Consider the following 17,081-nt stretch of genomic DNA (forward strand, 5'->3'; position numbering starts at 1 on the left):
AGGACGGGTCCACCAGCGAGAACGGTTCAACCGAACCGCCCGAAACGGTTAGGTCGCGTAGCTCAGCGGGAGAGCGCCTGCTTCACACGCAGGATGTCACAGGTTCAATCCCTGTCGCGACCACCATTTCCCCTTCTCTTTGACTCAGATGGTTCGTGGACGTCGCCGCGCTCGTGCGCGCCGCACCGCCAGCGTTCCGGCCAAAAAAGAAGGCCCGGCCTTTGCAGGCCGGGCCAGTCATTAGGGAGGAAACGCCCAGGAAGGGCAGAGGCGCTTGCGCCTCACAACTTGTCAGGTAGCGCCTCCAACAAAACAATCAAGGCCGGGACCCGGTAATTCCATGGATCGGGACACTATGGCGCAGCTTTAGGCAGCTAGCCCAGCGGCCATCCCTGCGCAGAGTCGCCACCCGACCATAGGTTATCCACAATGCCTGTGGATAACCTCAGAGCCCAACGCCTGGACGCGAACATCGACGGCGCGTCGCAATGGGCTTCCCTCGCCGCGCATTCGCAGCGAAAGTCCCGGTCTGTTTCAAATCGCAATGCGAGGATCGGCCATGTGTGACGACGACATCCACCCGGGCCTGATCCACGACCCCACCGTGTCCCGCCGCGCCTTCGGTCTGATGACCGTGCTGGCCGCCGGGCTCGGCGGCGCGGCCCATGCGGGCGCGCCGGTCGTGGAGAAGGACGTCGAGATCAAGACGCCGGACGGCATGGCCGACGCCGCGCTCTACTACCCCGAGGGCAAGGGCTCCTGGCCCGCCGTGGTGGTCTGGCCCGACGTGGTCAGCCTGCGTCCAGCTTTCCGAGACATGGGTCGGCGGCTGGCGTCGTCCGGCTATGTGGTGCTGGTTCCCAACCTCTACTATCGGGTCAAGAAGGCCCCGGTGGTCGAGAGCGGCTTCAACTTCGCCAGTCCCGAGGACCGCGCCAAGATCATGCCGATGCGGGCTACCGTGACTCCGGAAGGCACCGACAAGGACGCTACGGCCTATATCGCCTTCCTCGACGCCCTGCCCCAGACCAACAAGAAGAAGAAGGTCGGCGTCCAGGGCTATTGCATGGGCGGTCCGCTAGCCTTCCGCACGGCGGGTATCTCGCCGTCGCGCGTGGCAGCCGTGGCGAGCTTCCACGGCGGCGGTCTGGTCACCGAGGCCCCGACCAGCCCGCACCTGACCCTGCCGGTCAGCAAGGCCGACTACCTGATCTGCGTCGCCGACAACGACGACAAGAAGGATCCGGCCGACAAGGAAAAGCTGAAGGTCGCTCTCGACGCGGCCAAGCGGCCAAACAAGATCGAGGTCTATGCCGGCGCCGCCCACGGTTGGACCGTGAAGGGCAGCCAGGTCTATGATGAGCCTGCGGCCGAAAAAGCCTGGGCCGAACTGCTGGCGCTGTACAAGCGCACCCTGGGCTGAGGTCAGGGCCGCGCCGTCACCGGCGCGGCCGCCTTCGTCTGCCTGATGGGAGCCTTGCCGCCCCGTCGGCGGCCACCGGCATCGAGCGCACCATTTCACCCGGTATCTTGGGTCGGGGGGCGCCTGACGGAAAAGTGGCACGGAGCGTGACAAGATCCCCCGCCGCGACCTAGAACAGCGACAATGAGCCAGGCTTCCTTCGACGGCATGATCGCCCTGCCCGGCGGCGTCTTCCAGATGGGTTCGGACGAACACTATCCTGAAGAGGCCCCGGCCCATCCCGTGGCCGTCGATCCATTCTGGATCGATGAGACCCTGGTCACCAACGCCCAGTTCGCGCGGTTCGTCGCGGCCACTGACCATGTGACCCTGGCGCAGATCCCGCCCGATCCGAAGCTCTATCCCGGCATGGACCCGGCCTTCGCCCACCCGGCCTCGGCGGTGTTCGTGCGGCCAGACCGCCGGGTCGATCCGCGCGCCGGCGGCGGGGAATGGTGGCGGCTGATCCTGGACGCCCGCTGGAACCAGCCCTTTGGCGACGGCAGCTCCATCGCCGGGATCGAGGATCATCCAGTGATCCATGTCAGCCATGACGACGCGGCCGCCTACGCCGCCTGGGCCGGCAAAAGCCTGCCGACCGAGGCCGAGTGGGAATTCGCAGCGCGGGGCGGTCTGGAAGCCGCCGCCTATGCCTGGGGTGAGGAACTGGCGCCCGGCGGGGCGATGCTGGCCAACTACTGGCAGGGCGCCTTTCCGGGCGAGAACCTGCTGACCGACGGGTTCGAGCGTACCTCGCCGGTGCGGACCTTCCCGGCCAACGGTTACGGCCTCTACGACATGATCGGCAATGTCTGGGAATGGACCTCCGACTGGTGGGCCGACCGCCACGAGGGCAGCCCGACAAGGCCCTGCTGCGCGCCCCGCAATCCTCGCGGTCCGGCCAGCGGCGGCAGCCATGACCCCGCCCAACCGGGTCCGGTCATTCCTCGGCGGGTGCTGAAGGGTGGCTCGCACCTGTGCGCGGAAAACTACTGCCGGCGCTATCGACCAGCGGCGCGTCACCCGCAGCCGATCGACACCACCACCAGCCACATCGGCTTTCGCTGCGTGGTGCGGCAGGGTTAGGCCATCCGATAGGCGGCCAAGGCTTCGAAAAGGTCGCGTCAGTCGATCACCCTTGCTACTGCCAACATGCTGTCAGCAGAGCTCTGCCATGGTGTCCTCATGAGACGCGCCGAACGCCTATTCCAGATCATACAGATCCTGCGCCGCAGCCATTCGCCGGTCACCGCCGACGCGATCGCTGTCGAACTCGAGACCTCCAAGCGCAGCGTCTATCGCGACATCGCCGCCCTGGTCGGGCAACGGGCCCCGATCAGAGGCGAGGCAGGCGTCGGCTACGTGCTGGAGGCGGGCTTCGACATGCCGCCGCTGATGCTGACGCCCGACGAGATCGAAGCCGCCGTACTGGGCGCCCAATGGGTGGCCGGCCGGGGCGATCCGGTGCTGGCCAAGGCGGCCCGCGACCTGATCAGCAAGATCGCCGCCGCCGTGCCCGAGCGATTGCGGCCCTATGTGCTGGAGCCCGCGACGGGCGCAGCGCCGGCCTGGAATGCCGCGCCCGATGGGCTGGACATCGCCCAGGCCCGGGCCTGGATCCACGCAGGCCGCAAGATCCGGCTGGACTATCGCGATGAACAGGGCGCGGTCAGCCAGCGGGTGATCTGGCCGGTGACCGTAGGCTATCGCGAGACTGTCCGCATGCTGGTCGGCTGGTGTGAGCTGCGGCAGGACTTCCGCACCTTCCGCACCGACCGCGTTGTCGAGGCCCAGTTCCTCGATGAGCGCCATGGCCAGCGGCCGGGCCAGCTTCGGGTCCGCTGGCAAAAGCATATCCAAGCGGAACACGCCGCCTGGAAGCGCCAGGATCCAGACTAGAGCCCGTGGCGCTTGGCGAAGGTCTCGAACAGACTTGGCCAAGCCGCAACCGGCTTGCCGGCCACAAAGCGCAGGCCAAAGCCGTGGCCGCCCTCCTCGAAGACGTGCATCTCGGTCGGGATGGCCTTGGCCTTCAGGGCCGAGAACATCAGCAGCGCGTTCTCGACCGGCACCGACTTGTCGTCGGCGGCGTGCAGCAGGAACACCGGCGGAAGGTCGGCGCTGACCTGCTTGTCGGGCGAATACAGCACGATCTGCTCGGACGTCGGGTTGGGCCCCAGCAGTTGCTTGCGCGATCCGCCGTGCATGGCGGCGGGGTCCATGGTGATCACCGGATAGATCAGGGCCGAAAGATTGGGGCGGGCCGAAAGATCGTCGGCGGCGTCTATCCGCTCATAGACCTTGGCGGCAAACCGGGTCGTCAGACTGGCCGCGACGTGACCACCGGCCGAAAAGCCCATGATGGCAATACGGTCGGCGCTGAAGCCCATGGCGGCGGCGAGCGACCTGACCAGACGCAGGCCCCGCTGGGCGTCCTGCAGCGGCGTATCTGGACCCGCGCTCCAGCCGTCGCCCGGCAGACGATAGAACAGGACGAAAGCGGTATAGCCCCGGTCGGCGAGCCAGCGGGCGGTCTCGTAGCCTTCCTTGTCCTGCACCACCCGCTCATAGCCGCCGCCGGGCATCAGCACGGCCGCGGCGCCGTTCGGAGTCTTGGGCCTGAACACCACCAGGGTCGGCTTGCGGGTGTGGGTCAGAGCGCGGTCACGCAGACCCTTGGGGTCGCCGCGTTCGATGACGGCTTCGACGGCGGTGACTTTCGCGGCCCCGGGCGGGCCGGCCGGCCAAAGCTCGATGATCTCGGTCGGGTCGGTCATGGGAAGGGTCTCCGCTTTCGCCCCGCGCGCCAGGCCCGAGGCCAGCAGGCCGGTGACGAAGGTGGCCAGCGCGCCGCGACGATTGAGCATGGACCAGACCTTCCGGCGAACTGACTGACGTTTCGCCGCGAACCTTAGGACCCGTAACGATTTCAGGAAACCGGTTTCCTAGCGCTCAGCGAACCGCAGGTGATGCAGCACGACGCCGCTGGTGGTGGCCACGTTCAGGGAGTCAAAGCCATTCGCCATCGGGATGCCGATGGGCCGGGCGCGGGCCATCAAGGCGGCCGACAGCCCGGGCCCCTCAGCCCCAAGCAACACTGCCGAACGCTCCGGCGGCCTCAGTTGGGCCAGGGTTTCTGTGGCGGCCGGCGACAAGGCCAGGGCCTCAAAACCATGGCGTTCCAGGAGCCCGGCGGAGTCCTCGTCACGCGCCAGCCAGGCGGTGGGTACGCTGAGCGTCGCGCCGACCGACACCCGGATGGCCTTGCGGTAAAGGGGATCACAACAGTCGCTGTCGAGGATCACGCCATCCACGCCAAAGGCCGCCGCGTTACGAAAAATCCCGCCGATGTTGTCGTGGTTAGCGATGCCGCACAGCACCAGCACCACCGCCCTGCCCTCCAATGACGCCAGCAGCGTGTCGGCCGGCATCGGCTCAGGCTTGCGCCCCACGGCCAGGACGCCGCGATGCAGATGGAAGCCGGCCACGGCGTCCAGCACCGCCTGCTCGACCAGATAGACCGGCGTCTCGTTGGACAACCCCGCGAACACCTGGTCCAGCTTGTCGCGGCGCTTGGGATCGATCAGCAGCGAGACCACCCGTTCGGGCGCATCGCGGACGAAAGCGCGCAGCACCGTCTCGCCCTCGGCGATGAACAGGCCCTGGCGGCCGACCAGATCGCGCTCGCGGATATCGCGATAGGCCGCGACGCGCGGATCGTGCGGATCGGTGACGGTGATGAACTGCGGCACGGTTGCGGGCTTCCGAGAGGCTTACCGCACGCCTCGTATCGGCAGGATGGCCAGACCGCCAGCCACGGCGAGCGCGGCGGCCACCAGGAAGAAGGCCCGGAAGTCCATGTGACTGGGCCCCAGCGATACGAAGGCCAGCATCGGCGCCAGGGCTTGCGGCAGGGTGTTGGCGAGGTTCAGGACGCCCAGATCCTTGCCTGCGTCGCGCTGCGAAGGCAGCACCTGGGTCACCAGGGCGATGTCGACGGCGTAGAAGCAGCCCGCCCCGCAACCCAGCAGGACATAGGCGCCCAGCATGACGGGCCAGCTTGGTGTGAGCGAGAAAACCACCATCGCCAGACCCATGGTCAGGGCGGCGCCGGCGGCAAACAGCTTTCGACGCTTCAGACGATCCGACAGGATGCCGCCCAGCAGAGCGAAGGTGACGTTGGAGGCCGTCGAGACCGTCGTCAGGATCGCCAGCCCTTCCTCGGCCCGGTGACCCGGGAACAACCGCGAATAGCCGATGGCGTCCTGCAGGAAATACAGCATGTAGCCCTGCACCAGGCTGAGAGCGACCAGCACCATGAACCGACCCAGCCAGGCAAAGGCGAAGTCGGGGTGCTTACGCGGATCGATCCACAGGGCGGCGATGAATGCGCCAAGCTTGAACGGTGGCCGAGCGTCCCGGGCCAGCGGCCTGTCGTCCAGCTTCAACACGAAGGGCGCTAGGGTCAGAAGCAGCACCAGAGAAATGGCCACATACCGCGTCACCTCGGTCACCAGCAGGCCGCCGATCAGTACGGCGCCGGCCATGGTGCCAATCGGATTGCCCAGACTGAGAAACGCAGCCACGCGTCCCTTCTGGGTGTCCGGCACGCGGTCGGGCAGCACCGCCACGAGCGCCGAGAACATCAGGTTGAACATCAGCTGAAAAAGAATGATGCCGCCGATCAGGGCCATCGGCGTCTTGGCGGCCATGATCAGCAGATAGGCTCCGGCCGCGCCCAGCGAGCCGACCACCATCCAGGGCCGACGTCGGCCAAAGCGTGAGGTGGTGCGGTCGCTGATCGCGCCAGCCAGCAGGTTGGCCACGCTGGCGACCAGGGCGCCATAGAACGCTACCTGGCTGAGCAGCAGGGCCTTGTTCGCCGGATCGATCGCCTCGGCCTTCAGGGGCAGCAACACCTGCAACAGAGGCATGAAGCTGACGAAGGCGCCGATCTGGGCCAGGGTATAGGCGGCGATGAAACTGGTCCTGACCGGCGTAGCCGGCCGGGCTTCGTCGCTTGGCGACATGGGCGCTCCCCTAGCGCGGTCTGCGCCGCGTCTCGGGTCAGACTGGCCTTCCGGGTCGGCCGACACAAGGCCGCCCGCATGTCATTGGTCGATGCCCTTGAACCCGCGTGAATTTTTCTCGCCGCAAGCGTCGCTAGAGCCACAGGAAATGCTCTAGGCTGCAGTCATGGGTTTGAGTCTCATTCGACAGGACTTGGCGGTTCAATGGCCTCGGTGACGATCTACGACGTCGCCGCACGGGCTGGCGTCTCCATCAAGACCGTTTCCCGGGTCATGAACAAAGAGCCCAATGTGCGGCCCGCCATGCGCGAGCGCGTGCTTGAGGCGGCCAGCGCGCTGGACTACAGCCCGAACCTTTCAGCGCGCAGCCTGGCCGGTTCGCGGTCCTTCGTGATCGCGGTGTTCGTGGACGCCGCCTTGACCATCGACCACTGGCGTAGCGAGCGTGGCGCCGACTATCTCAGCCGTATTCAGCTGGGCGCGACGCTGCAGTGCCGCGATGCCGGCTATCATCTGCTGATCGAACTGATCGACCACGATGCGCCGCGCGTCCGACAGGAAGTCGCAGCACTGCTGGCGGCGCTAAAGCCCGACGGGGTCATACTGACGCCGCCCAGTTGCGACAACGAAACCGTCCTCGAACTGCTCGACAAGGCCGGAACGCCCTATGTGCGGCTTGGCCCCGAGCGCCGGGACGGCTTTGGACCCCGTGTGCACATGGACGACTTCGCTGCCGCGCGGGAGATGACCCAGCACCTGGCCGGCCTGGGCCATCGCCGCATCGGATTCATCGTCGGCGAGCCGCGCTACGGCGCCAGCCAGGCCCGGCACAGCGGCTATCTGGACGCCATGAAACAGCTTGACCTGCCGGTCGCCGACAGCTGGGTCCGGCAGGGCGATTTCACATTCCAGTCTGGCCTTGATCAGGCCAAGGCCCTGCTGAGTCTGCCCGATCGCCCGACCGCGATCTTCGCCAGCAATGACGACATGGCCCTGGGTTGCCTGGCCGCCGCAGCCGAGCTTGGCCTGATGGCGCCCGGTGAGGTCTCCGTGGCGGGCTTCGACGACAGCCCCAGCGCCCGCTTTAGCCGGCCGCAGTTGACGACCGTGCGCCAGCCTGTCGTCGAGATGGCGTCTCTGGCCGCCCGGCTCCTGATTTCCGGGGTCATCAAGGGCTCAGCCTCGAAAGGCGAGCCGCTGGACGAGCTGTTGCCCTTCGAGCTCATTCACCGCGCGTCAACCGCCCCGCCTCCCTCGCTCTAAAGCGAAACCTCGTCAAGGCTTGGGCCGGGCAAGGTTCAACGGCCCGGGCGAGCGAAGGCCGCGACCCGGGCGCGCGCCGCGTGAACCGGATTTTGATCCGGCGCCGGCTCGGCCTGGATCTGGCCACCCGTGCGGAAGGCGCCGACACGATTGGCAAGATCGGCCGCCTCCACGCGCAAGGTCTGGGTCGACTGGCTGGACTGATGGACCATCGCCGCATTGCGCTGGGTGACCTGATCCAGCTGGTTGACCGCCGTATTGACCTGACTAAGGGCAGAGGCCTGCTCGTTGGCCGACGCGGCGATCTGGTTGATCAGGCTATCGATACCGCCGACCTTCTCGACGATGCCACGAAGGGCTGCGCCCGTCTGGCCGACCAGATCGACGCCCTCGCCGACCTGCCGGCTGGATTCGGCGATCAACAGCTTGATCTCCTTGGCGGCGTCAGCCGAACGTTGGGCCAGCGCCCGCACCTCTTGGGCAACGACCGCAAAGCCTCGGCCGGCATCGCCGGCTCGAGCGGCTTCAACGCCCGCGTTGAGGGCCAGAAGATTGGTCTGGAAGGCGATTTCGTCGATGACGCCCAGGATCTGCGAAACCTGATTGGACGAGCCTTCGATCTTGGTCATAGCCTCGGCGGCGCGGGTGACGACAGCACCCGACCGCTCGGCCTCGGCGCTGGCCTCGCCGACCCGAACGGAGACTTCCCGGGCGCTCTGCGCGGTCTTGCCGACGGTAGCGGTCAGAAGGTCCACGGCGGCGGCCGTCTGCTCCAGGGTCGCAGCCTGCTGCTCGGTGCGCTGAGCCAGATCGTCGGCGCTGCGAGCGATATCATCGACGCCCGAGCGGATGCCCGATGACGCGCGCTCGACAGCCTTCATGGCCTCGCCCAGCGCACTGGCGGCCTGATCGAAATCACTCTTCAACGACTGAAACTCGGGCGACAGGGCGCCATCGACCCGCGCCGACAGGTCGCCAGCCGCCAGGCGGGACAGCGCCTCGCCGATGGCCTTCACCGCCTGGGCCTGCGCCTGGGCGGCGACCTCACGTTCGGCCTCAAGCGCGGCCCGTTCTTCCTCGATCACGGTCAGATAGCTGGAGACCGCCAGTTCCATGTCCAGGAACACGGCCTTGTTCAGCGCCACCAGATTGTCGGCCAGATCGGCGTCAGACTTGGCGCTGGCGAACAGGCCCTTGGCCCGCTTGGCCACAATGACGCGCACGAGTTCCTCGGAGACGACAGCGTAGCCCCCCATGTACCAGCGAGGCTCGATGCCAGCGTCCACGTGGGCGCGGCCAATGCGTTCAACGTCGCGAATATAGTCGGACCCATAGTCGGCCGTCGCCAGACGACGCCAGTGACTGGCCTGGGCGCGTTCGGCAGACGCAATATGGGCCTCGTCACGGAACTTGCTGCGTGTTTCCGGGAAGGCGCGCACCTGGCCGTAGAACTTGCCAAGGGCATCAGAGATCTCGGAATCAATCAGCGGCTTGAGGCCGCGCAGCGCAGCGCGGTCGCGCTCATTGAAGCGCATAAACGACATACGCTCATCTAGCTTTGGGTTAGCGCTCATGCCGTTGGCTCCGACTCGAAAGTTACGGCACCAGACCTGAACTTAATTTGTTAACCATGATTGAAGCCTGACGCGAAAGGCGCATGTGTCGCACCGGAAAGGTCCCCGCGCGGGCGTTTTCGGAAACTTTGCCTCGATCGCAACAAGCTGCGCTTTGGTGCGTTTGGGGCTATTCAATTGATTTGCTAGGCTTGGCTTTACCCACAAGGGATCTGTTCGCGTCCATGGCCGTTCCAGCGGAATTCAGCTTTGATGAGACGGACGGCCAAAGAACCGTCGTGTTGTTTGGGGACTGGACGGCGCGTGGCCTTTACGACACCGCCGGTCGGCTTGCCGAGGCCTTGATCGACTCCGATGGGGTCTGCCTAGACCTCAGCCAGATCAACCGATGCGACACAGCCGGCGCCTACGCCATCATCCGCGCCGCCGATGGCCGAAGGTCGGCTGGCGTGATCAAGGCGCGCAAGGAAACGCTCCGTCTGCTCGAACTGGTCGGCAACGCGGTTCAGGTCGAGACAGAAGTGACTCGCCGCCCCCCCGGCGTCCAAGCCCTGCTCGAGCGCATCGGACGGGGTATGTTCGGTCTGGCCGCAGATGGCTATGGCACCCTCGTCTTCCTGGGCCACTTGCTGACGGCGATCGGTCGCTGTGTCGTGGACCCGCGCCGCATTCGCTGGGCGCCGATCTTCTCTCTGGCCGAGCGTGCGGGCCTCGACGCCCTGCCGATCGTGGCGATCACCACCTTCTTCATCGGCGCAGTCGTGGCCCTGCTGGGCGCCAACATGCTCATCGACTTCGGCGCCCAGGTCTATTCGGTCGAACTGATCGGCATATCGGTGCTGCGCGAGTTCAACATCCTGATCACCGCCATCCTGCTGGCCGGACGCTCGGCCTCCAGCTTTGCCGCCGAGATCGGCTCGATGAAGATGAACCAGGAGATCGACGCCATGCAGGTGATGGGCGTCGATCCTTATGAGGCCCTGGTCCTGCCGCGCTTCGCTGCGCTTCTGCTGACGATCCCGCTGCTCACCTTCGTTGCCACCCTGGCGGGCCTGGCCGGCGGGATGATGGTGGTCTGGGTCGTGTTGGACCTGTCGCCCAGCTTCTTCATGCAGCGCATTGTCGACTATGTGGGGCCCACCCATTTCTGGATCGGCATGTCCAAGGCGCCTGTGATGGCCGCGGTCATCGCCGCCATCGGCTGCCGCCAGGGCATGGAGGTCGGCAACGACGTCGAATCCCTGGGCCGGCGGGTCACCGCCGCGGTGGTTCACGCCATCTTTGCCATCATCCTGATCGATGCGATCTTCGCCCTGATCTACATGAAGCTTGACATATGACCGTCGTGCGCACCAAGGGCCCTGCCCCCCAGCCGGACGTTGACGGCGACGACGACGCCCACCCCATCCAGATCACGGGTCTGGTCTCGCGCTTCGGTGAGACGGTCGTTCACAATGGCCTCGACCTCACCATAGAACGCGGCGAAGTGCTGGGCGTGGTGGGTGGCTCCGGCTCGGGCAAGTCGGTTCTGCTCAACAGTATCATCGGCCTGAAGGTCCCCGACGGCGGCGTCGTCAAGCTGTTTGGCCACGACATGCGCACCGCCAATCGCCGCCGCTGGAGCTCGCTTGAGCGCCGCTGGGGCGTGCTGTTCCAGCAGGGCGCACTGTTCTCGAACCTGACGGTAAGAGAGAACGTCGCCGCTCCACTGTTCGAACACACGCGACTGCCCAAACGCGAAATCGAGGAGCTGGCGGATCTGAAGATCGCGCTGTCGGGCCTGCCCGCCCGCGCCGCTGACCTCAAGCCGGCCGAGCTGTCGGGCGGCATGCGCAAGCGCGCCGGTCTGGCGCGAGCCCTGGCCCTGGATCCCGAACTGCTGTTTCTGGACGAGCCGACCGCCGGCCTGGATCCGATCAGCGCAACGGCCTTCGACGAACTGATCAAGGACCTGTCCGACAGTCTGGACCTGACGGTGTTCATGATCACCCACGACCTGGACAGCCTCTACGCGATCACTGACCGCGTCGCCGTCATCGCCGACAAGACGGTGGTGGCGCTGGCGCCGGTGGCGGAGCTCGAACACTCCGAACACCCTTGGATCAAAGAATACTTCCTGGGACCGCGTGGACGCGCGGCGGGCGGCAAGAGGGCTTCGGCCCAGACCACTGCGACGAGGACCAGCTGATGGAAAGAAACGCCAACTACGCCCTGGTCGGCGCGGTGACCCTGTTCCTGTTCATGGGACTGGTGGTTTTCGTGGTCTGGCTGGCCAAGCTCAGCTTCAACCAGGAATACGACCAGTACGACATCCTGTTCGTCGGGCCGGTGCGCGGCCTGTCCGAGGGCGGCGAGGTACATTTCAACGGCATCAAGGTCGGCGAAGTCGCCAAGATCGCCCTCGACAAGAGCGACCCCAACCGCGTGATCGCCCGGGCGCGCGTCAGCTCGGATGTGCCGATCAAGACCGACAGCTACGCCACCCTGGAGCCGCAGGGCATCACGGGCGTCAACTACGTCCAGATCACTGCGGGCACGCCCGACAAGAAGCTGCTGAAAGATACGGTAGAAAACGGCAAGGTTCCGGTGATCCGCAGTCAGCGCAGCGCCCTGTCCGACCTTCTGGAGGGTGGCGGCACGGTTCTGACCCGCACCATCGAGGCGCTGGACCGGGTGAACCGCGTCTTGTCGGACGATAACGTCAAGACGTTCAGCGCTGCACTCAACGACGTCCAGGCCGTCACCTCCGAGCTGCGCGAGCGCAAGGCGCTCATCGCCGACGCGCAGAAGGCGCTGCAGAGCATCGACGCCACCGCGCAGTCGATTGCCGATCTCTCCAAGTCCACCGAGGGCATCGTCAACGGCGACGCCAAACGTTCGCTGGCCGAGCTGGCTGACGCCGCGACCGAGCTGAAGGGCGCCGCCAAGGACGCCCGCGGCATGATCTCCAAGCTGGAAGGCCCCACCAGCGACTTCGCCAGCACAGGCCTGCCCCAGCTTTCAGCCGCTATCGTCACCCTGCAGTCGGCGGCCGAGTCACTTGACCGGCTGGTCGGTGACGTCGAACAAAACCCGCGTGGCCTGGTCGGCAAGGCGCCCGCCAAGGAACTGGAGGTCAAGCCGTGAACCCGATCCGCTTCATCCCGCAGGCGCTCGCCGTCGCGGCGGCCGCCATGGCCCTGACGGGCTGCATCACCCTGCTTCCCAAGGCCGAGCCGGTCAGCCTACATCGCTTTGGTGTCGAGCCTGTCGCGGCCGCCAAGGGACCGCCCGGCGCGCTGTTTGGCGTTTTCAAGACGCCGACGGTCTTTACCCGCGCCTCGGCCGGCGACCGCCTGTTGACCATCACCAAGGGCGAGGCAGCCTATATCGCCGGCGCGCGCTGGGTGTCCCCGGCCAGCACACTGTTCGACGAAGCCGTCGCGCGCGCTTTTGAGGCCGATCCAGGCCGCGCGCGGCTGATCGGTCGCGGCGAGGTGGCCAAGGCCGATCTCGTCCTGCGCTTGGAAGTGCGCTCGTTCGAGGTCGCCTATGTCAACGGCCCCAAGGCCGCGCCCGAAGTCCTGGTGCAGGTGCGCGGCGTGATCAATCGCAACAGCGACCGCGCGCTGGTCGGTGATCAGGTGTTCGAGGCGCGGGTAAAGGCCTCGAATAATCGCGTGGGCGCAATCGTGGAAGCCTATGACGCCGCCACCGCCAAGGTGCTGACCGACCTCACCGGCTGGGTCAGCGCGTCCGGCGCCGGCATCAAGTAGGTCATCGCCCGGGGTCTTCGCGCGAACCGAGAGCTGTTTCGCGCAAAGACACGCTACAGCGCTGACAAAGGCTCGATCACGTCGCCATAGCCGGCGTCGGCCGGGATGCGCAGGCCCGTCCCCTCGACCCAGGGTTCGACAGCGATCAGCGGGCGAGTCAGCGACCGCGCGATCGCTTCGTTGGGGCTGGCGCTCTCGGCCAGAAGCTGCAGGTTCATGCGGGTGGGAAAGATCACCTTGCGGGTTCCGGCGGCGGCCATTTCCAGCGCCTGGGCCGGCGCGATCCATTCTGCATCGACGGCCTCGTGGCCATCGCAGATCGCCTGCTGGGCGCCCGGTGCGTGGGCGGCGTAGAACCAGGTGTCGAACCGCTTGGGCATCAGCTTGGGCGTGATCCATCGGGCGAAGATGGTCAGGGCTGCCAGGTCCAGTCTCAGACCCAGCTCACCCACCACATCGATAAACGCCATGCGATCCTCGGCCACCGCCGCGCGGACCTCGACCGCCGCCTCGCCCTCATAAAAGGCCCCACTGCGGTCCCGCGCCAAAAGCACGCCCGCCTCCTCATAGGCTTCGCGAATAGCGGCGATGCGCAGGGCGGGCCCGTCTTCGCCGACGGCATCCCAGCCGGTAGCCAGGTCTCGCCAGCGGGGATCGTCGTCGCCGGCGTGACTCTTGCCACCCGGAAACACCAGGGCGCCGGCGGCAAAGTCGATCTGATGGTGGCGCTTGACCATCAGCACCTCGAAGGCGGGCGCGTCTCGAAGCAGCAGTACGGTGGCGGCCGGGCGGATCAAATCATGCGAAGAGTCTGACATCGCGTGAGATTGACGCGGTTCAGACGGCTTGCCCAGTCAAGATTGGAACAAGTGTTCGACTGGCGCCCGTTATCGGCTCAGCCCGTGGCGGCATGGTTCTGGCGCGCGAACCGGTCCATGCGCTCCAGCAGGTAGTCGGAATCCTCGCGCGAGATCGACTGTGGCGAGGTCAGGAAGCGCTGGATCATGTGCTCCTGGAAGCGTTCGCGATCCTGGGTGCGACCATCGAATTCCATGGCGTGGAAGGCGTCGACACCGGCGCGGAAGGCCGCATACAGGCGCGACGGCAGGCCGGCCCGCTCGCAGATCGCCTTCAGGCCCAACTGCCCCGCGTCGTGGATCATCAGCCAAGTGCGATGATGCGGCACCCCGGCCAGCTCGGCGATAGCCCACTCGAAGAAGGTCATGTGACCGTGCGCCAGGGCGCGCAGCAGGAGTGATGGCGTCAGGCGCTCCACGCGATTCAGGTGCTGGACGAAGGCCTTTGGATCAGCGGTACGTCCAGCCTGATCGACCAGATCGATCGTCGCCCGCTCCTTGGCGCCGACCACCAGCTCCAGCACCCGCTCGGGCGACAGCGCGTGATGGCTGAGAATGTGATCGCGCAGCTTGTCGCCGACCATGTCGATCAGCCGCTCGCTGACCGCCAGCGGCAGGGCAGCGCGGTAAGCGACCGCCTGCAGGATCTGCTCGGACTTGGAGAACCGGTCCAGCGCCTTCTGCAAGGCGACGTCGGAGAAGCGGGCATTGTCGTTGGCGCAAATGACCGCCACGGCCTCTTCGGTGCCCGACTCGACCAGAACCGAAGTGACACGGGTCGAGAGCTTGGGTCTGCGGGCCACCGCCATCTGCCGCGCCGCCCCGCCCATGCGGACAATCTCGGCCAGGTCATTGTCGCTGAAGACCGGCGAGAAGGTGATGATCGGCAGCGAGATGCTTTCGACGTCGCGGGCCAGTCGGTTGGCGACATCCGGCGGCAGGCTGGGCGAGTTCTTCAGCGTCACGGCCATGGCGCGGCGAACCAGCTCGGCGGCGTCGGTGGCCATCACGCGCAGGATGTCATGCGCGATCTGGCGCTCGTCGTCCGCCAGCTCGGCGCGGTCAATCGTCCGGCAGAGCTTGTGCGCCGCAAGGGCGCGCTCGTCAGCCGTCGCGCCCTTCACGAGCATCCGGATATCGTTGTCTGTAAGCGCTGCGCGGGTGGTTGCCATAGGAGGTTCGCCGAACCAGAGGAATGCACGTGACCCCTATCATCGCCTGTTAGGCTTAATGATTGTTTGAACCTCAAACCTGTGGATTAACGATACCCCGTAACTCGACGCAAACCGTGATCACCTAGGCTCCCCGCTCAACAGCCGAGGAATGCGATCCTTGTTCGCCGAGCGCCGCCCTACTGAGCCTCCGACGCGCGGCGCAAACCTCGCCATGGCGCTCGACGCCCAGACAGCGCTGCTGCCTTATGCGCTTGGGGTTTTCGCGGTCAGCCTGCCCATCTTCGTCTGGGCGGGTTCCTTCGCCGATGACGCGCTCTGGATGGTCGCCAGCCTCGTCGCCTTCGCCATCAACTGGGGGGCTTTCTACGGCGCCGTCAGCTGGCTGCGCGGCGAAGCGTCGCAAGATCTTCAACGTCGCGCCCGGGTCCAACTGCTTGGAGGCCTGCTCTGGGCCGTCACGGTCATACAGCTTTCGGCCTTCGCCAACGCTGCGGGGCCCGCGCGCGAGACCCTGTTGCTGCTGGCGACGGCGGCGGCTGTGATGTGCATCTTCTTCTCGGCCACCTCGCTGCCGGCCCTGCTGCTGACGGCGCCCATCGCCGCCGCCGGCCCCCTGATCGCGCTGTTCTCGAGCCCGGAAACTCGTCACGCCGGCGTCATGGCCTGGGGCGCGATCGCCCTGACCCTGGCCCTGTCCTTGGTGCTCAACCGCATGATCCGCCGCCAACACGCCCTGGCGCAGGTTCACGAGCGGCTGATCGAAGAACGCCTGGCCGTGCTGGACGCTGCAGAGCGTACCGCGCGGTCCAAATCCGATATCGTCGCCACGCTCAGCCATGAGATCCGCAACGGTCTGACCGGCGTTACCCACGTCCTGGCCGCCGCCGCCGGCAAGGGCGGCCGCGCCGCCCCATCCCGCGAGCAGTTGAACGCTGCACTCGACGCCGCACAGGATCTGATCGCAGTACTCAACGCCACACTCGATTCCGAGACCGCCGAAGCCGGACGCCTGGCCGTCGACGCCCTGCCTTTCGAGCCTGTCCGCCTTCTGCGCGACCTGGCGCTGCTGGAACGCCCGCACGCCCTGGCCAAGGGTCTGGAACTGGCCGTCCATGTCGATCCGCTGCTGGAACGCCGCGCCCGGGGCGCCGTGCTGGCCGACGCGATGCGCACCCGGCAGATCATGGCCAACCTGCTGGGCAACGCCGTCAAGTACACCGTTCGCGGTCGTATCGAAGTTCGTATCGAGCGACGCGGCGACGTCGTGGCCATCGAGGTGGCTGATACCGGCCCGGGCCTGTCGGCCGAAGAACTGGAACAGGCCTTTGAACCGTTCCGCCGCGTCGAGCGCACCGGCGCGGGCGTCAATGGCGCGGGCCTTGGCCTGTCACTGTCGCGCCAACTGGCGCGCCTGATGGGCGGCGCTCTGGAAGCGCGCAGCGCCGTCGGCGTGGGCAGCTGCTTCACCCTGACCCTGCCTTTCGACGACGCCCTGACCTGCGAAACCGAAACGGCCGAGGAAGCCGCCCAGGCGGCCGAAGCCCAGGGCTCGCCACGCAGCCTGCGCGTCTTGATCGCCGAGGACGACGCCCTCAACGCCGCCATGCTGCGCGCCATCCTCGAGCAGTTAGGCCACCAGGTGGTCCACGCCCAGAACGGACAGCGCGCCGCCGACCTAGCCAGGATCGCCGACTTCGACCTGTTGATGCTCGACGGCCGCATGCCCGTGTTGGATGGCCCCGGCGCCACCGCTGCGGTTCGCGCCCTGGACGGCAAGAACCGCGACATGCCGATCATCGCCGTGATCGACGGCGACGCCGACGAGGCAAGGGCGTGCATGGACGCCGGCGCCGATATCGTTCTGCGCAAGCCGGTCACCGTGGCAGGCGTCGCCCGCGCAGTCGCCGACGCCTCGGCGCTGGAACGCCTGAAGGCCGCGGGCCGGGCCGCCGCCTAGAGACCTTT

15 protein-coding genes and 1 tRNA gene are annotated in these 17,081 nt (G+C 66.6%); 10 read left to right on the plus strand and 6 right to left on the minus strand.

Annotated features, from left to right (window positions below; genetic code table 11):
• Nucleotides 1-51 precede the first annotated feature (51 nt).
• The 4 genes from ACN2C8_RS11100 to ACN2C8_RS11115 all read left to right on the plus strand — a co-directional run bounded on the left by ACN2C8_RS11100 (nucleotide 52) and on the right by ACN2C8_RS11115 (nucleotide 3,361).
• Nucleotides 52-126, plus strand: a tRNA-Val gene (locus ACN2C8_RS11100).
• A gap of 433 nt (nucleotides 127-559) precedes the next feature.
• Nucleotides 560-1,423 (plus strand): dienelactone hydrolase family protein, encoded by an 864-nt coding sequence (locus ACN2C8_RS11105; RefSeq protein ID WP_419251804.1) that lies wholly within the window; start codon nucleotides 560-562, stop codon nucleotides 1,421-1,423.
• Between the two features lie 183 nt (nucleotides 1,424-1,606).
• Nucleotides 1,607-2,548 (plus strand): formylglycine-generating enzyme family protein, encoded by a 942-nt coding sequence (locus ACN2C8_RS11110; protein WP_419251805.1) that lies wholly within the window; start codon nucleotides 1,607-1,609, stop codon nucleotides 2,546-2,548.
• Nucleotides 2,549-2,647: 99 nt separating this feature from the next.
• On the plus strand, nucleotides 2,648-3,361 hold the full coding sequence (locus ACN2C8_RS11115; RefSeq protein ID WP_419251806.1) for a helix-turn-helix transcriptional regulator: 714 nt from the start codon (nucleotides 2,648-2,650) through the stop codon (nucleotides 3,359-3,361).
• On the opposite strand, the gene ACN2C8_RS11120 is transcribed toward ACN2C8_RS11115, so the two are convergent.
• The 3 genes from ACN2C8_RS11120 to ACN2C8_RS11130 all read right to left on the minus strand — a co-directional run bounded on the left by ACN2C8_RS11120 (nucleotide 3,358) and on the right by ACN2C8_RS11130 (nucleotide 6,492).
• Nucleotides 3,358-4,329 carry an alpha/beta hydrolase gene (locus ACN2C8_RS11120; RefSeq protein WP_419251807.1) on the minus strand — a complete coding sequence of 324 codons (972 nt, stop codon included), beginning with the start codon at nucleotides 4,327-4,329 and terminating at the stop codon, nucleotides 3,358-3,360. The two genes, ACN2C8_RS11115 and ACN2C8_RS11120, sit on opposite strands and share 4 nt — an antisense overlap.
• A 78-nt stretch (nucleotides 4,330-4,407) precedes the next feature.
• Nucleotides 4,408-5,214 (minus strand): TrmH family RNA methyltransferase, encoded by an 807-nt coding sequence (locus ACN2C8_RS11125; protein ID WP_419251808.1) that lies wholly within the window; start codon nucleotides 5,212-5,214, stop codon nucleotides 4,408-4,410.
• 21 nt (nucleotides 5,215-5,235) lie between these two features.
• Nucleotides 5,236-6,492 carry an MFS transporter gene (locus ACN2C8_RS11130; RefSeq protein WP_419251809.1) on the minus strand — a complete coding sequence of 419 codons (1,257 nt, stop codon included), beginning with the start codon at nucleotides 6,490-6,492 and terminating at the stop codon, nucleotides 5,236-5,238.
• Between the two features lie 204 nt (nucleotides 6,493-6,696).
• Between ACN2C8_RS11130 and ACN2C8_RS11135 the strand changes: the two genes are divergently transcribed.
• Nucleotides 6,697-7,755: a LacI family DNA-binding transcriptional regulator gene (locus ACN2C8_RS11135; RefSeq protein ID WP_419251810.1), complete on the plus strand. Its 1,059-nt coding sequence runs from the start codon at nucleotides 6,697-6,699 to the stop codon at nucleotides 7,753-7,755.
• Nucleotides 7,756-7,790: 35 nt separating this feature from the next.
• On the opposite strand, the gene ACN2C8_RS11140 is transcribed toward ACN2C8_RS11135, so the two are convergent.
• Complete coding sequence (locus ACN2C8_RS11140) at nucleotides 7,791-9,329, minus strand: methyl-accepting chemotaxis protein (protein ID WP_419251811.1); 1,539 nt, start codon at nucleotides 9,327-9,329, stop codon at nucleotides 7,791-7,793.
• A 224-nt stretch (nucleotides 9,330-9,553) separates the two neighbouring features.
• On the opposite strand from ACN2C8_RS11140, the gene ACN2C8_RS11145 reads away from it, so the two are divergent.
• The 4 genes from ACN2C8_RS11145 to ACN2C8_RS11160 are packed head-to-tail and all read left to right on the plus strand — an operon-like array spanning nucleotide 9,554 to nucleotide 13,084.
• Nucleotides 9,554-10,669, plus strand: coding sequence for an ABC transporter permease (locus ACN2C8_RS11145; RefSeq protein ID WP_419251812.1), 1,116 nt, complete (start codon nucleotides 9,554-9,556; stop codon nucleotides 10,667-10,669).
• Nucleotides 10,666-11,517, plus strand: a complete 852-nt coding sequence (locus tag ACN2C8_RS11150) for an ABC transporter ATP-binding protein (protein WP_419251813.1) — start codon at nucleotides 10,666-10,668, stop codon at nucleotides 11,515-11,517. The genes ACN2C8_RS11145 and ACN2C8_RS11150 overlap by 4 nt, the downstream gene beginning before the upstream one ends.
• Nucleotides 11,517-12,455 (plus strand): MlaD family protein, encoded by a 939-nt coding sequence (locus tag ACN2C8_RS11155; RefSeq protein WP_419251814.1) that lies wholly within the window; start codon nucleotides 11,517-11,519, stop codon nucleotides 12,453-12,455. The genes ACN2C8_RS11150 and ACN2C8_RS11155 overlap by 1 nt, the downstream gene beginning before the upstream one ends.
• A complete protein-coding gene (locus ACN2C8_RS11160) occupies nucleotides 12,452-13,084 on the plus strand; it encodes an ABC-type transport auxiliary lipoprotein family protein (RefSeq protein WP_419251815.1) in 633 nt (210 codons plus the stop codon). Before ACN2C8_RS11155 ends, ACN2C8_RS11160 begins: the two co-directional genes overlap by 4 nt.
• Nucleotides 13,085-13,137: 53 nt before the next feature.
• Here ACN2C8_RS11160 and ACN2C8_RS11165 read toward each other — a convergent pair whose 3' ends face one another.
• Nucleotides 13,138-13,902, minus strand: coding sequence for an NUDIX hydrolase (locus tag ACN2C8_RS11165; protein ID WP_419251816.1), 765 nt, complete (start codon nucleotides 13,900-13,902; stop codon nucleotides 13,138-13,140).
• Nucleotides 13,903-13,979: 77 nt separating this feature from the next.
• On the minus strand, nucleotides 13,980-15,113 hold the full coding sequence (gene spbR, locus ACN2C8_RS11170; protein ID WP_419251817.1) for a pole-localized protein SpbR: 1,134 nt from the start codon (nucleotides 15,111-15,113) through the stop codon (nucleotides 13,980-13,982).
• A gap of 160 nt (nucleotides 15,114-15,273) precedes the next feature.
• On the opposite strand from spbR, the gene ACN2C8_RS11175 reads away from it, so the two are divergent.
• Nucleotides 15,274-17,073: a hybrid sensor histidine kinase/response regulator gene (locus ACN2C8_RS11175; protein WP_419251818.1), complete on the plus strand. Its 1,800-nt coding sequence runs from the start codon at nucleotides 15,274-15,276 to the stop codon at nucleotides 17,071-17,073.
• Nucleotides 17,074-17,081 lie beyond the last annotated feature (8 nt).

This window comes from Caulobacter sp. ErkDOM-C, from assembly GCF_048541825.1.
GTDB lineage: Bacteria > Pseudomonadota > Alphaproteobacteria > Caulobacterales > Caulobacteraceae > Caulobacter.

What these genes read in the sequence shown, in the direction of transcription:
- ACN2C8_RS11105 (WP_419251804.1), top strand. Translation starts at nt 560, where the DNA reads ATGTGTGACGACGACATCCACCCGGGCCTGATCCACGACCCCACCGTG.
- ACN2C8_RS11110 (WP_419251805.1), top strand. Translation starts at nt 1,607, where the DNA reads ATGAGCCAGGCTTCCTTCGACGGCATGATCGCCCTGCCCGGCGGCGTC.
- ACN2C8_RS11115 (WP_419251806.1), top strand. Translation starts at nt 2,648, where the DNA reads ATGAGACGCGCCGAACGCCTATTCCAGATCATACAGATCCTGCGCCGC.
- ACN2C8_RS11120 (WP_419251807.1), bottom strand. Translation starts at nt 4,329, where the DNA reads ATGCTCAATCGTCGCGGCGCGCTGGCCACCTTCGTCACCGGCCTGCTG.
- ACN2C8_RS11130 (WP_419251809.1), bottom strand. Translation starts at nt 6,492, where the DNA reads ATGTCGCCAAGCGACGAAGCCCGGCCGGCTACGCCGGTCAGGACCAGT.
- ACN2C8_RS11135 (WP_419251810.1), top strand. Translation starts at nt 6,697, where the DNA reads ATGGCCTCGGTGACGATCTACGACGTCGCCGCACGGGCTGGCGTCTCC.
- ACN2C8_RS11140 (WP_419251811.1), bottom strand. Translation starts at nt 9,329, where the DNA reads ATGAGCGCTAACCCAAAGCTAGATGAGCGTATGTCGTTTATGCGCTTC.
- ACN2C8_RS11145 (WP_419251812.1), top strand. Translation starts at nt 9,554, where the DNA reads ATGGCCGTTCCAGCGGAATTCAGCTTTGATGAGACGGACGGCCAAAGA.
- ACN2C8_RS11150 (WP_419251813.1), top strand. Translation starts at nt 10,666, where the DNA reads ATGACCGTCGTGCGCACCAAGGGCCCTGCCCCCCAGCCGGACGTTGAC.
- ACN2C8_RS11155 (WP_419251814.1), top strand. Translation starts at nt 11,517, where the DNA reads ATGGAAAGAAACGCCAACTACGCCCTGGTCGGCGCGGTGACCCTGTTC.
- ACN2C8_RS11165 (WP_419251816.1), bottom strand. Translation starts at nt 13,902, where the DNA reads ATGTCAGACTCTTCGCATGATTTGATCCGCCCGGCCGCCACCGTACTG.
- spbR (WP_419251817.1), bottom strand. Translation starts at nt 15,113, where the DNA reads ATGGCAACCACCCGCGCAGCGCTTACAGACAACGATATCCGGATGCTC.